11 protein-coding genes are annotated in these 12242 nt (G+C 67.9%); 4 read left to right on the top strand and 7 right to left on the bottom strand.

Annotated elements, in window-relative coordinates; translation table 11 throughout:
• Nucleotides 1-24: 24 nt before the first annotated feature.
• Nucleotides 25-432, bottom strand: coding sequence for an ester cyclase (locus ACOYYX_RS04155; protein ID WP_422928676.1), 408 nt, complete (start codon nucleotides 430-432; stop codon nucleotides 25-27).
• A 566-nt stretch (nucleotides 433-998) separates the two neighbouring features.
• On the opposite strand from ACOYYX_RS04155, the gene ACOYYX_RS04160 reads away from it, so the two are divergent.
• On the top strand, nucleotides 999-1256 hold the full coding sequence (locus ACOYYX_RS04160) for an acyl carrier protein (RefSeq protein WP_422928677.1): 258 nt from the start codon (nucleotides 999-1001) through the stop codon (nucleotides 1254-1256).
• A gap of 256 nt (nucleotides 1257-1512) precedes the next feature.
• Entirely contained in the window at nucleotides 1513-2511 is a 999-nt protein-coding gene (locus tag ACOYYX_RS04165) for a lysophospholipid acyltransferase family protein (RefSeq protein WP_422928678.1), read from the top strand.
• 19 nt (nucleotides 2512-2530) lie between these two features.
• Here the strand turns inward: ACOYYX_RS04165 and ACOYYX_RS04170 are convergent, their stop codons facing one another.
• Nucleotides 2531-3163 (bottom strand): hypothetical protein, encoded by a 633-nt coding sequence (locus ACOYYX_RS04170; protein WP_422928679.1) that lies wholly within the window; start codon nucleotides 3161-3163, stop codon nucleotides 2531-2533.
• A gap of 229 nt (nucleotides 3164-3392) precedes the next feature.
• On the opposite strand from ACOYYX_RS04170, the gene ACOYYX_RS04175 reads away from it, so the two are divergent.
• Nucleotides 3393-3803, top strand: a complete 411-nt coding sequence (locus tag ACOYYX_RS04175; RefSeq protein ID WP_422928680.1) for a Dabb family protein — start codon at nucleotides 3393-3395, stop codon at nucleotides 3801-3803.
• Between the two features lie 55 nt (nucleotides 3804-3858).
• Here ACOYYX_RS04175 and ACOYYX_RS04180 read toward each other — a convergent pair whose 3' ends face one another.
• The 3 genes from ACOYYX_RS04180 to ACOYYX_RS04190 form a co-directional block, all read right to left on the bottom strand.
• Nucleotides 3859-5325 (bottom strand): sulfatase-like hydrolase/transferase, encoded by a 1467-nt coding sequence (locus ACOYYX_RS04180; RefSeq protein ID WP_422928681.1) that lies wholly within the window; start codon nucleotides 5323-5325, stop codon nucleotides 3859-3861.
• A gap of 118 nt (nucleotides 5326-5443) precedes the next feature.
• Nucleotides 5444-6991 carry a sensor histidine kinase gene (locus ACOYYX_RS04185; RefSeq protein ID WP_422928682.1) on the bottom strand — a complete coding sequence of 516 codons (1548 nt, stop codon included), beginning with the start codon at nucleotides 6989-6991 and terminating at the stop codon, nucleotides 5444-5446.
• Nucleotides 6988-7701 (bottom strand): response regulator transcription factor, encoded by a 714-nt coding sequence (locus ACOYYX_RS04190; protein WP_422928683.1) that lies wholly within the window; start codon nucleotides 7699-7701, stop codon nucleotides 6988-6990. The genes ACOYYX_RS04185 and ACOYYX_RS04190 overlap by 4 nt, the downstream gene beginning before the upstream one ends.
• Before the next feature lie 241 nt (nucleotides 7702-7942).
• Between ACOYYX_RS04190 and ACOYYX_RS04195 the strand changes: the two genes are divergently transcribed.
• The gene (locus ACOYYX_RS04195; RefSeq protein ID WP_422928684.1) at nucleotides 7943-8116 is read left to right on the top strand and encodes a hypothetical protein; all 174 of its coding nucleotides are present in this window, start codon (nucleotides 7943-7945) and stop codon (nucleotides 8114-8116) included.
• A gap of 150 nt (nucleotides 8117-8266) precedes the next feature.
• On the opposite strand, the gene ACOYYX_RS04200 is transcribed toward ACOYYX_RS04195, so the two are convergent.
• Nucleotides 8267-11407 (bottom strand): efflux RND transporter permease subunit, encoded by a 3141-nt coding sequence (locus tag ACOYYX_RS04200; protein WP_422928685.1) that lies wholly within the window; start codon nucleotides 11405-11407, stop codon nucleotides 8267-8269.
• A 349-nt stretch (nucleotides 11408-11756) separates the two neighbouring features.
• Entirely contained in the window at nucleotides 11757-12200 is a 444-nt protein-coding gene (locus tag ACOYYX_RS04205; protein ID WP_422928686.1) for a hypothetical protein, read from the bottom strand.
• Nucleotides 12201-12242 lie beyond the last annotated feature (42 nt).

Raw genomic sequence — 12242 nt, forward strand, 5'->3', positions numbered from 1 at the left:
CCTTTTTCCAAGGCAAACAGGCGATCATTCCTGGTTGAGGCTGCGGAAGACCTCGGGGATGTTGGAGCTTTGCCAGCCTTCCGCGAGCTTGCCGTCGACGACGCGGGACCAGGTGATGCTGCGGAACTCGACGGGCTTCTGGCTGGCCTTGAGGCCGGGCATCTCGCCGGTGTGGGTGCCGGTCGCCTCCCAGCGCACGGCGACCTGATCGCCGTCGGAGATCACGCCCTTCACCTCGACCTTGAGGTCCGGGAAGGCCGCCAGGAAGGGGTCGAAGACCCGCTGGCGGAATTCCTCGGGTCCTTTGATCGGGCCGTCGTCGACGATGCAGACGCTCTCGCTCGTCAGCAATTCGTGGATCGTGTCGAGCCGACGCTGGTTCCAGACCTCCTCGAACCAACGCTCCAGGACCGTCTCACCTTTGCCGGCCATGGTGGGGCCTCCAGAACAAGAACATCCGTCGGTGCTCGAGCCCGCCGTCGCCCATCGGGGAGATGGCAACGGTTTGTAACGTAACGAATCCGGAGATGCTTGGCGATATGACATCCATGTTTCATCGAAGCATGCGGCGTCCTCGGTGTGGGATCAGACCTTGGCCCGACGATCACCGGGACTTGAGCCGAATTGCGTCGGATCGCAAAAGTGTAAAAAGTTCCATTCATCCCCGGGGCGAAAACCGTTAGAAAGAGGCCCCCTCGAAATCACATCCCTTGGCACAGGTCGAGTCGACGTACTTCCGCGCGGAGGGCTTGGTGGTCAGCTTTGCTGATCGCAGGGCCGTCGGTGTCGCGGATCCGTCACCCGATCCTCTCAAGTTCCGCGAGAACGCCTGTCGAAGTCGAGACAGGGCCGTTCGGGATCGGACTCGAGACGAGGCGAGACTGGGCGGGCGTCAGGATGATGCCGGCAAGGTCGCCGCCAGCGACGGAGAGAGGCTTTCGACCGCGGGTCGAAACTCAAGGATGAGGACTCCTTAGCTCGCAACGGAAGGAGAAGCCGTGGGGGAAGCCAAGCTCTTGGAAGAGATCACGGACGCGATCAAGACCGAGGTCGAGCGCACCAAGAACCTCGTCATCACGGCCGACTCGCGGCTCGTGGAGGACCTCGACCTCGACTCGATCGACATCGTCTCCGTGACGATCCGGCTCGAGGATCGGTTCCACGTCAGCATCGACGTCCAGAAGGTCAAGGAGCTGCGCTACGTCTCCGACCTGATGGACCAGATGACGAACCTGCTGGGCAAGTCGGCCGCCTGATCCGGGCGGGCCACGACCCTCGAGCCAACTTCGAACGAAGGATGCGGGACGCGGGCCTTTCGGAGGCCCGTGCTTTCTCGAGGATGCCCCGCGCCTGGGCGTCCGGCGCCCATCCTGAGTCATCCATTTCCAATTCCAACCTGGCGGCATCCCCCCCGCACCAGGCTCCCTTTCCCGACAGCCTCGACAATCGATTCGGATCGGAGCGCCCGGGCGCACGCGGCCGGGGCACTTCGCGAGTCGGCGGAGCGTGACGATGTGGCAGCGGTGGATGATCGTGCACAAGGTCGTCTTGCAGGTGGTCCTGCCCGTCCTGCGCCGTTCCCCTTACCGATTCGCGCAGTGGTTCCTCAGCCTGATGGGGCGGCTCGATCTGCTGGTCATCCCGCACCAGGCGGCGCACTATCGCCGCGCCGTGAGCGACGGTGCGAACCGCCTCGGCTGCCGCTGGGACGTGCGCCAGGTGAGCCTCGCCCTGGCGCGCCAGACATACCGCTGGCGGGTGCGTGATCTGCTGCTCGACGGCAGGCCCGAGGCCTGGGTCGCCTCGCGGTTCCGGGTCACCGGGCGCGAGCATCTCGACGAGGCGATTGCGGGGGGCAAGGGGGTCGTGCTGCTGGCCAACCACTTCGGCTCGCACGTCCTGATGACCCATTGGCTCTTCCGCAACGGATACCCCCTGCGCTGGTTCGGCGAGAAGCCGAGGAACATCTCGAACTACCTGGCCGAGCAGTTCGCGACCGACGGGGAACTCGGCCAGGCCGAGCTGTTCGTCTCGCGCAAGGCGGGGACGGCCGAGCTGGCCTCGTCGATCTATCATGCGTCGAGGGTCTTGCGGGCGGGCATGATTCTCAAGGTCGCCTGCGACGTGCGCTGGCAGGACGCCAAGGCGGTGACCGCGACCTTCCTCGGGCACACCGAGTCGTACTCGACGACCTGGGTCACGCTCTCGGCGATGACCGGTGCCGCCGTGCTGCCGGCCTTCTGCCGGATGAACGAGGACGGGACCTTCGACCTCGAGTTCCAGCCCTCGTTCCGCGTCCCCCCCGAGGCTCGCCGCGACGGCCAGGCGGCGGCCTGGGTGAGCCGGGCCCTCGGGCTCCTCGAAGCCCAGGTGCGCGAATACCCCGCGCAGAGCAACGATTACTTCTTCTGGCAGTCGGAGCGAGAACACGAGAAGCGCCAGCCCGAGGCCAATGCGCCGCACACCCCGAGGCGGCAGGGGGTCAGGCAATCCAGCGAGGCCGTCGCCTGATCGAGGCTCGCGTCGTCAGTCAGGGCGTGACCGAGGCGCCGTTGTCGCGGGTTGCCTTCGCGGCCGACTTCGAACGCTTGGTCGTGGCCGTCGATCGCTCGGCACGAGCCGGACGGCCTCGCCGCTTCTTGAGCGTGGCTTTCGGCGCGGACTGGTGCCGTTGGGGGCTCACTTCGGCGCGAGGCGGGGCCTCGACCCAGCGCTGGTCCTCGAAGTCGGTCGAGGCCTCGACATCGGGCCGGCGTTGCGGCGACTGGTCGACGAACCCCTGCGGGTCGGCCGCGAATTCGCCCGAGGACATCGCCGAGGAGTCGCCGGAGATCGGCCCGTTCATGCCGGCGAAGCCCACGCCCCCGCCGATCCCGCCTCCGGCACCGCCGAGCCCGCCGATTCCCCCGATCCCCGTCTGGCCGCCCCCCGTGACGGCGCCCGGTACGGAGTACGAGTCGAACCCCTGGAGGACCGTGAACTGCGGGTTGACCGTGAGCCGCACGTAGCGGCGATCGGCCGAGACCACCGGGGTTGCCGACATCATCGCGCCGTTGGGGAAGCTGCCGATGCCGGGCATGAAGGCCACCGCCTGCGCCTTCGAGGTGGCGGGCACGAGCGATAAGAGGCCGATCGCGACGCCCAAGGTTCCGATCCTGTCCATCGTGGGATCCCTCCTGGGAGTCGGCGCGCGGCCCGGATTCGGGCGAGACTCGCCGGCTCGGCTCCATGATGCGCTTTCCGGAGGCCCGGGGACAAGGGATCTCGGGCGGGCATCGCCCGGGTGCCGGCCCCTTGCGAAGCGAGTCGGAGGCCGGGATGATGGCGTTCCTCGGGCCCGGGAGGCCCCTGGATATCGCACCCAGCCACCAAGGAAACCGACGATGACTAGCATGCTTGTACGTTGCCTCGTCCCCGCCCTCGCCCTCTTGCTCGTGGTGGGCGTCGTCTCGCATACCCGCTCGGCCGAGAAGGCTGTCCCGCAACTGGCGCACAGCGTCTTTTTCACCTTGAAGGATCGCTCCGAGGCCGCCCGCGACAAGTTCGTCGCCTCGTGCCAGAAGTACCTGACCGACCACGAGGGGACCGTCTCGTTCTCGCTGGGGACGATCGCCCAGGACGTCGAGGAGCCGAACGTCAGCGTCCGCGACTTCGACGTCGCCCTGCTCGTCGTCTTCGAGAGCAAGGAAGCCGAGGCGAAGTACCTCGTCCACCCCCGACACTTGAAGTTCGTCGAGGAGAACAAGGCCGACTTCGCCAAGGTCCGCGTGTTCGACTCGTACCTTGCGCCGAGCAAGCATTGATCGGGTGAGGAGAGGTCGAGGCTCGCACTGAAATCAAAGGCCGTCGAGGGCACAATCAGCCCCCGGCGGCCTTTTTCGTGGCGCTCGACTTCACCTTCGAGAAGTCGAACTCGGCCGGCTGGGGATTCTCGCTGGTCAGGGGCAGGTTATCGCCCACCTCGCGCTGCCAGGTTTGGAGCAGGGACGTGAGCCTGGTCACCTCGGCCTTGTGGTTCGGGTCGGCGGCCAGGTCGTGCGTCTCGTCGGGGTCGTCGTGGAGGTCGAAGAGCTGCGTCTTGTTGATCTGGGGATAGACGATCAGCTTCCAGCGGTCGTCGCGCACGGCGCGCTGGAAGGAGGCATAAGAGGTGAAGATCGAATCCCGGCGTGTCGCGACTTTCCCCTCCAGGACCGGCACCAGGCTCAGGCCCTCGCTCTCCTTCGAGCCCGGCACGCCGGCGAGGTCTCCCAGGGTCGGGAAGATGTCGAGGAGGTAGCAGAAGGCGTCGGTCTTCTTCCCCTTCGGGACGCCGGGCCCCACCATGACGAGGGGCGAGTGCATCGAGTGGTCGTAGAGCGACTGCTTGCCGAAGAGCCCGTGGCTGCCGAGCGCGAGGCCGTGGTCGGCCGTGTAGACGACGACCGTGTTTTCGTATTTCCCGGAGGCCTTCAAGGCGGCGAGGATCCGGCCGACCTGCTCGTCGAGGAACTCGATCGCCGCGTAGTAGTCGGCCAGGTGCTGGCGGACGACCTCGGGAGTCCTCGGCCAGGGGGCCAACTCCTCGTCGCGGATGACGAGCGCGCCGTTGTTGAAGGGATGCTGCGGCAGGTAGTTGGCGGGCAGGGGAGGCTTGTTCGCGTTCAGGCGGTCGTGGAAGGACTGCGGGGCCAGGCGAGGGTCGTGCGGCAGGTTGAACGGGACGTAGCAGAGGAACGGGTCGGGGCCCCCTTGCCCCTTGATGAACTCGATCGCCGCGTCGGCGAAGACCTGGACCGAGTGCTCGCCGCTCGGCCTCAAATTTACGAACGTATGCTCGGGCGAGATGTCCTGGATGGGGAGCTTGTACGGCTCTCCCATGCCCCCGAGGAAGATCGCCTTCCCTCGGGGGAAGATCCGGAGCGCCGAGGGCCCCCCGTTGTGCCACTTGCCCGTGAAGAAGCTGGTATAACCGGCTCTGGTGAAGGCCTCGGGCCAGGTGTCCTGCCCGGCGAGATCCTCCTTGATGCGGAAGAGGGATCGGCCCGTCAGCAGCATCGCACGCGAGGGCATGCAGACGGCCCCGTGGTGCGAGCCCATGCAGTAGGCCCGGGAGAAGGTCGTCCCCTCGCGCACGAGGCCGTCGATGTTCGGCGTCTTGATGAGCGCGTTCCCGAGCCCCGAGAGAGTGTCGGCCCGCTGGTCGTCGGCGAAGAGGACCAGGACGTTGGGCCTGGCCTTGGCCTCGGCGGCAATCGATGCGGAGCCTGCGAGGGGCGCAATCGCGAGCATCAGGCTCGTCGTCGCGAGACGGAGGGACCATCGAAGTCGTGGGCGTTGATGCATGGCCGAATCCTGACGCGTTCGCTCGGGACGATGCACGGGACCCCACCCGCGCGGAGGAAGGCCTGTAGGGTACTCCAAGCCGACCCGATAGCAACCTCGCACCGGCCGTCGAGGTGGCTCAGGGGCGCTCGGCCGCCTCGAAGGGCGCGAGCGAGGCGACGGCCCTGGGCGTGACGGCCTCGGGGAGCCGGAGGGTGAAGCGGGAGCCCTGGCCGACCTCGCTGCGGACGTCGACCGAGCCCCCGAAGGCCGACGCGATGCGCTGGACGATCGCCAGGCCAAGGCCGATCCCAGGCTGGCCGAGGCGGCGGGCCCGGTCGGAGCGGAAGAAGGGCTCGAAGACGTGGGAAAGGTCGGCCGGGCCGAGGCCATGACCCCTGTCCTCCACCGCGAGGCAGGCCAGGCCGTCCTCGCGGAAGGCCCGCACGAGGATCGGGGTGCCGGGGTCGCTGTACTTGACGGCGTTCTCGAGCAGGTTGTCCAGCAATTGCGCGAGCAAGACCGGCTGCGCGCGGACCCAGAGGATCGACTCGGGGTGCGTGGGGGGCTGGATGTCGGCCCCGCGCTCGCGGGATCGCCAGTGGTTGATGTGGGCCTCGAGCCAGGCCCCGAGGTCGATGCGCTGGAGGTCGGGCCGCATGGCCTCGGCGTCGGCCCTGGAGAGGAACAGGAGGGCCTCGACGATCCGGCGCAGGTGGACGGCGTCCTCGTGGATGTCGTCGAGGACCTCGCGGTATTCGTCGACCGTCCGGCTACGCCTGCGGGCGACGTCGATGGAGCCGATGAGGGCCGTGAGCGGCGTGCGGAGCTGATGCGAGGCCTCGCCCGTGAACCGTTTCTCGCGCTCGAGGCTCTCGTTGAGTCGGTCGAGCAGGCCGTTGAAGCTGGTGGCCAGGTCCTCGAGTTCGTCCCCCGTCTCGGGGCTGGGGAGGTGCTGGCCGCGGTCGGCCGTGGTCATGTCGCGGGCGGTCTCGGCCATCCGCGTCATCGGCACGAGGGCCCTGCGGCAGAAGAATCGGCCCACCATCGTGGCGAGCCCCAGCAGCGCCACCGAGAGGACCGCCAGCGTCGCGGCTAGGGTCCGCAGGGTGGCCTCGAGCGGGTCGAGCGACGAGCCGGCGACGAGCGTGAGCGATCGTCGGCCCCAGGTCGAGGGGGCCTTGCCGGGGGCGTGGATCTCGCGCGCCCCCGACTCCTCCTCGTCGAACTCCGGCTCCTCGCGATCGCCGCCGTTCGATGCCATGTTGGCCGCGGGGGCGCACTCGAGCTGCCGGAGCGCCAGCCGCCAGCGCTTGCCCCTCGGGTCTGTCATCGACGCATGCGAGTGCCTCACGGCCTGGGCCAGGTTCCGGCTCCGCGAGTAGTCGGCATCCCCCGAGTTCTTCGAGCGGTCGACCTCCCGGCCTTGCTCGTCGTAGATGATCCAGAAGATGTCCTCGACCTCGGGGTCGAGCCCTCCGGAGATCCGATGCGAGTCCCAATGCTCGACTCTGGTCGGCCCGATCTCGGCCGCGGCGGCCAGGGAGTCGAGGTCGAGCATGATATGCTCGTCCAGGTGCCTGAGCATGTAGACATGGGCGAGCGAATAGAGCGCCGTCGAGAACCCGGCGAGGGCCAGCCCGAGCGCGAGAAGGAAGAACGAGGAGACGCGGGTCGCCAGGCTCATGCGCGGTCCTCCGCCCCCGCGGCCGCCCCCGATTCGGCCGGCTCGCCCAGCAGGTATCCGCGCCCCCTGACCGTGTGGATCAGGCGAGGCCCCCTGGATTCGAGCTTGCGCCTGAGGTCCTTGATGTGGACCTCGAGCGTGTTCGAGAAGAAGTCGCTCGACTCTCCCCAGACGTGGTCGTAGATCCGGGTCCGGGAGAGGACCTGGCCGGGGTGCCTCAGGAAGAAGATCAGCAGCGCCTGCTCCTTGGCGGTCAGCTCGAGGAAGGCGCCGGCCCGCTCGACGCGCTGGGCGGCCAGGTCGATGCTGAGGTCGCGGTATGAGAGGGTCGTCCCGCTCGCGGCGTCGCGGCGGCGGATCAAGGCTCGGACTCGCGCCAGCAGTTCCTCGAAGTCGAACGGCTTGCAGAGGTAGTCGTCCGCGCCTCCGTCGAGCCCTCGGACGCGGTCGGAGACGGCGTCCCTCGCGGTGAGGAAGAGCACGGGGGTGGCTCGATTGACCTGGCGGAACCGCTGGAGGACGGTCAGGCCGTCCTGCGCGGGGAGCCACCAGTCGAGGATCACGAGGTCCCAGTCGCCCGAGCGGAGGAAGTGCCATGCGGTCTCGCCGTCGGCGGCGTGCTCGACGGTGAACCCTTCCTCGCGGAGGCCTCGCACCAGGAACTTGGCGACCTTGGCGTCGTCTTCGGCCACGAGGATCCGAATGCCCATTCCCTACTTCCCCCGTCCGTCTCGACCCGTGCCTCGATTGATCTCGATAGGAGCATTCTTACATCGGCCGGGTTCGGATCCAGGGAGGAACCGCCTAGATAAAGCCGATTTAACAATCCTCTCAGCTTGCCTTTACCTGGGGCGCCTATGATTCCCTTCGTCTGGGAGGCCGGGCTTCGGGCATGGGGATCCCCCCTTTGCATGCCCGCCCCGGCCTCATCCCAGTACGCGGGGTTTCCCAATGACGCTCAGCTCCATGATTGTCGGCATGCTCCTCTGCGGCTCCTTGATGCTCTTGGCGGGCTGGATGACGGACGCCTTGCGCGTCTCCAGCCGCCCGCATGCCTGGGAGCCGGGCCCACGAGAACCGATCGCTTATCACGACTATTTCCACGAAGCCAGGGCGTCGCGCTGACGCCCGCCCCTCGCCTCGCGCATTCCCCCCTGCGCGGGGCGGGGCGAGGAGCAGCCCGGCTCCGGATCGAACGCCCGAAGAGGCGGGATCGAGCACGATGGCCGATCCCGCCCCTTCGACGAAGGTCTCGGTCGAGCCAACACCCGCGCGTCAGGCGTGGTGCAGGGCGGGTTGGGGATCCGGGCCCGCGCCTTGCTCGTCGGTTTCCGGCCTGCCCGGGTCGAACCAGGCGTAGATGGCCGGCAGGACGATCAGCTTGAGCAGCGTGCTGGTCAGGATGCCGCCGATGACGACCGTGGCCAGGGGGCGTTGCACCTCGGCGCCCGAGCTGGACGAGAAGGCCATCGGGACGAACCCGAGCCCCGCGACCAGGCCGGTCATGAGGATCGGCCGCAGGCGGCTCATCGACGCCTGGGTGACGGCCTCGCGGACCTCGACTCCCTCCTCGACGAGTTGCCGGATCGCCGAGACGAGCACGAGGCCGTCGAGCACCGCCACCCCCGAGAGCGCGATGAATCCGATGCCCGCCGAGATGCTGAAGTCGAGCCCTCGTATCCAGAGCGCCAATATCCCGCCGATCGCCCCGAGTGGCACCGACAGGAATATCAGGGCCCCCAGCTTCACCGACTGGAACGTCGCGTAGAGCAGCAGGAAGATCAGGGCCAGGGCCAGCGGGACGACGATCGTGAGCCGCTTGGTGGCCGACTGCAGGTTCTCGAAGGTCCCGCCCCACTGGAGCGTATAACCCCGGGGCAGCTTGACCTCGGCCGCGACCTTGCGCTGGGCCTCGGCGACGAAGCTGGCGAGGTCCCTGCCGCGGACGTTCGCCTGGATCATCACGCGCCGCCTGCGATCCTTCCGCCAGATCTCATACGTGCCGTCCTCGAGCCTGACGTCGGCGAGCTCCCCGAGCGGCAGGAACCGGCCGGAGGGGTCGGCGACCTTGAGGCGCTTGATCATATCCACGTCGTTGCGGTACTCGGGGCGGAACCGGACCTGGATGTCGAACCGCTTCTCCCCCTCGACCACGAGCCCGACCACCTTGCCGCCGAGGGTCGCCCCGACGTCGAGGATGTCTGACGCGTTGATCCCGTGCCGGGCGATCCGGTCGCGGTCGATGTCGATCTGTAGGTAGGGCAGGCCACCTAATGCCTGGGCCTTGACCTCGACGGCCCCCGGGATCTTCTCCAGGGTCTTGGCCAGGGCGTCGGCCTTCTCCTGGAGGACCTTGAGGTCGTCGCCGAAGAGGCTCAAGCCCACGTCGGCGCGGACGCCGGCGAGGAGGTCATTGAACCGCAACTCGATCGGCTGGGTGAAGCTGATGAACGTCCCCGGCAGGGCCCTGGCGGCGACCCGCTCGATCCCGCTGACGAGGTCCGCCTTGGTCCGGCCCTCGGTCCACTCGTCGGGCGGATTGAGCAGCACGAAGGAGTCTGCCATGTTCACGCCGGCGGGGTCGATGCCGATCTCGGGGCGGCCGGTCCGGCTCACGATGGTGCGGATCTCCTTGGGGAAGGCCTCGCGCAGGGCCTTCTCGAACCGGGTCGAATCCGCCAGGCCTTCGGTCAGCGAGGCGCTCGGCGGCCGGATCAGGACGACGACGAGGTCCCCTTCATCCAGCTTCGGGATGAACTCGCCGCCGAGTCCAAGGGCGACGGGGATGCAGACGGCCATCGCGAGCACTGCCGCCAGGGCGATCGACACCGGCCGCTTTAGCGAGAAATTGAGGATCGGCTCGTAAATACGCTTGGCCCAGCGGATGGGCAGGGTGTCCCGTTCCGCGGTCCCCGGCTTGAGGAAGAACGAGGCGAGCACGGGCGTTGCCGTCAGCGACAGGATCAACGATCCGGTCAGGGCGAAGATCACCGTCAGGGCCATCGGCCGGAACATCTTCCCCTCGACCCCCTCGAGCGCCAGGATCGGCAGGTGGACGAGCGTGATGATTGCCACGCCGAAGACGACCGGCTTGCGCACCTCGAGCGTCGCGCGGGCCACCACGTCGACCGAGCGCTCGTCCTTGCTCGCGTGGGCGAGCCGCCCCACCGCGTTCTCGATCACGATCACCGCGCTATCCACGATCAGGCCGAAGTCGAGCGCCCCGAGACTCATCAAGCTCCCGGCGATGCCGAACGAGAGCATCAGGTTCCCGGCGAAGAGCATCGACAGCGGGATCGCCAGGGCCACGATCAGCCCCGCCCGGAGGTTCCCGAGCAGGACGAGCAGGACCGTGATGACCAGGATGCCCCCCTCGGCCAGGTTATGCGCGACGGTGTGGATCGTCCGCTCGATGAGCGAGGCGCGGTCGTAGAAGGTGTCGATGACGACGCCGTCGGGGAGGTTGGCCTGGATCTCGGCGAGCTTCTCCTTGATCCGCTCGACGACCACGCGCGAGTTCTCGCCGGAGAGCATCAGGACGGTGGCGGTGGCCGCCTCGCCCCGGCCGTCCCTGGTCACGGCGCCGCTGCGGATCATGGGGGCGAACCGGACCTCCCCCACGTCGCGGATGAAGATCGGTGTCCCCTTGGCCGTCGTGCTCAGCACGACCTCTTCCAGGTCCTCGATCTCCTCGATCAGGCCGACCACGCGAATCACGCGCTGCTCGCCATTGCGCTCGAGGTAGCCGCCGCCGGTGTTGGCGTTGTTCTGGCGGATGGCTTCGAGCACGCGGTTGACGGTCACGCCTCGGGCGATCATCAGGGCGGGGTCGAGCCGGACCTCATACGTCTTGAGCTCGCCGCCGAAGGCGTTGACCTCGATCACGCCGGGCACGCTCTTGAGCGGCCGCGCGACCTCCCAGTCGAGGAGCGTCCGCAGCTCCATAAGGGTGCGCGGGTTCGGCGCGTTGTCGGCGTTGCGCACCTCGAACTGGTAAATCTCACCGAGCCCCGTGGCGATCGGCCCCATCTCCGGCTGGCCGAACTCGGGGGGGATGCTCGACCGCACCTGGGCGAGCCGCTCGCCCACCTGCTGCCGGGCCCAGTAGATATCGATGCCGTCGTCGAAGACGACGGTGACCCCCGAGATCCCGAACTGCGAGAACGAGCGCACCTCCTTCACGGAGGGGATGCCGTTCATCGCGTTCTCGACGGGGACGGTGACGAACCGCTCGACCTCCTCGGGCCCGAGCGCGGGGACGTTGGTCAGGGCCATGACCTGGACGTTGGTGATATCCGGCACGGCGTCGATGGGGAGCCGGAGCAGTGAATACGTGCCCGAGATCACCAGGGCCACGAGCATCAGCACGACGAGCGCCCGCTGCTTGAGCGAGCCCTCGATCAGACGATCAAACATGAGATGAACTTTCACTCTCTAGGTTGGGCGCGGGGGAGTGCGCGTTCGCCTCGGTGCTCGCGGGGCGTGGGCCGGCTCGGGGCACAAGGGCGGGACGACGACGGTTGTCGTCGGCGCGCACCGGCGGCGACGGCTCGCGAGGCTTCGAACGGCCAGGGGACCGGGCGCAAGGGCCACGCGGGCCCGGCGTGCGGGGTCCGATGTCGGGATGCGCGTCTCCCCGGCGCGTCACGCGATGGAAACCATCAGGACGCGGGGAATGATCGGGTCGAAGTCGACGAGATAGGTCGCGGAACAACGGGCCGAAGAGGCTCGCGTTCGACGCGATTGGGGCGGGAATGAGGAGGGATCAACAGGTCCGCGACTGCATCCAGGCGCGCAGGGGCCTGGCCACGGCGAGGAAGTGCCCCTCGCGATCGAGGATCGACTCGGGGGCAGGGCGCCAGGCGGGGTCCGCCGAGAGGCCGGGCGTGAAGATGATGAAGCAGAAGGCCTTGGCGATGCGGTCCGCGCCCGAGGGCGTCCGGGCGTCGGCCCGGCTCACCAGGAGCGCGATGGGGTCGAGCTCGGTCCCGTCGTCTTCGTCTTCCAGGGGTTCGCATTCGTCGTCGAGGAGGTTGACGACCTTGGGAACCTCTTTGCGAGGGGACTTGAGCTTGACCCGGTTCGGATGCGTGTTGTCGGCCGACGGGGCGACGTCCGCGCGGACATCGATCGTGGCGACGAGGATGAAGAGCGCCGGCGCCAACCAACGCAGGACTTGGGCCAGCCTAGTCGAGCTGGGAACCTTCACGTCCATCTCCAAAGAAAACGAGTCTCCCGAGAAGTGTAAAGT

The organism is Singulisphaera chitinilytica (assembly GCF_049331405.1).
Classification (GTDB): Bacteria; Planctomycetota; Planctomycetia; order Isosphaerales; family Isosphaeraceae; genus PoT.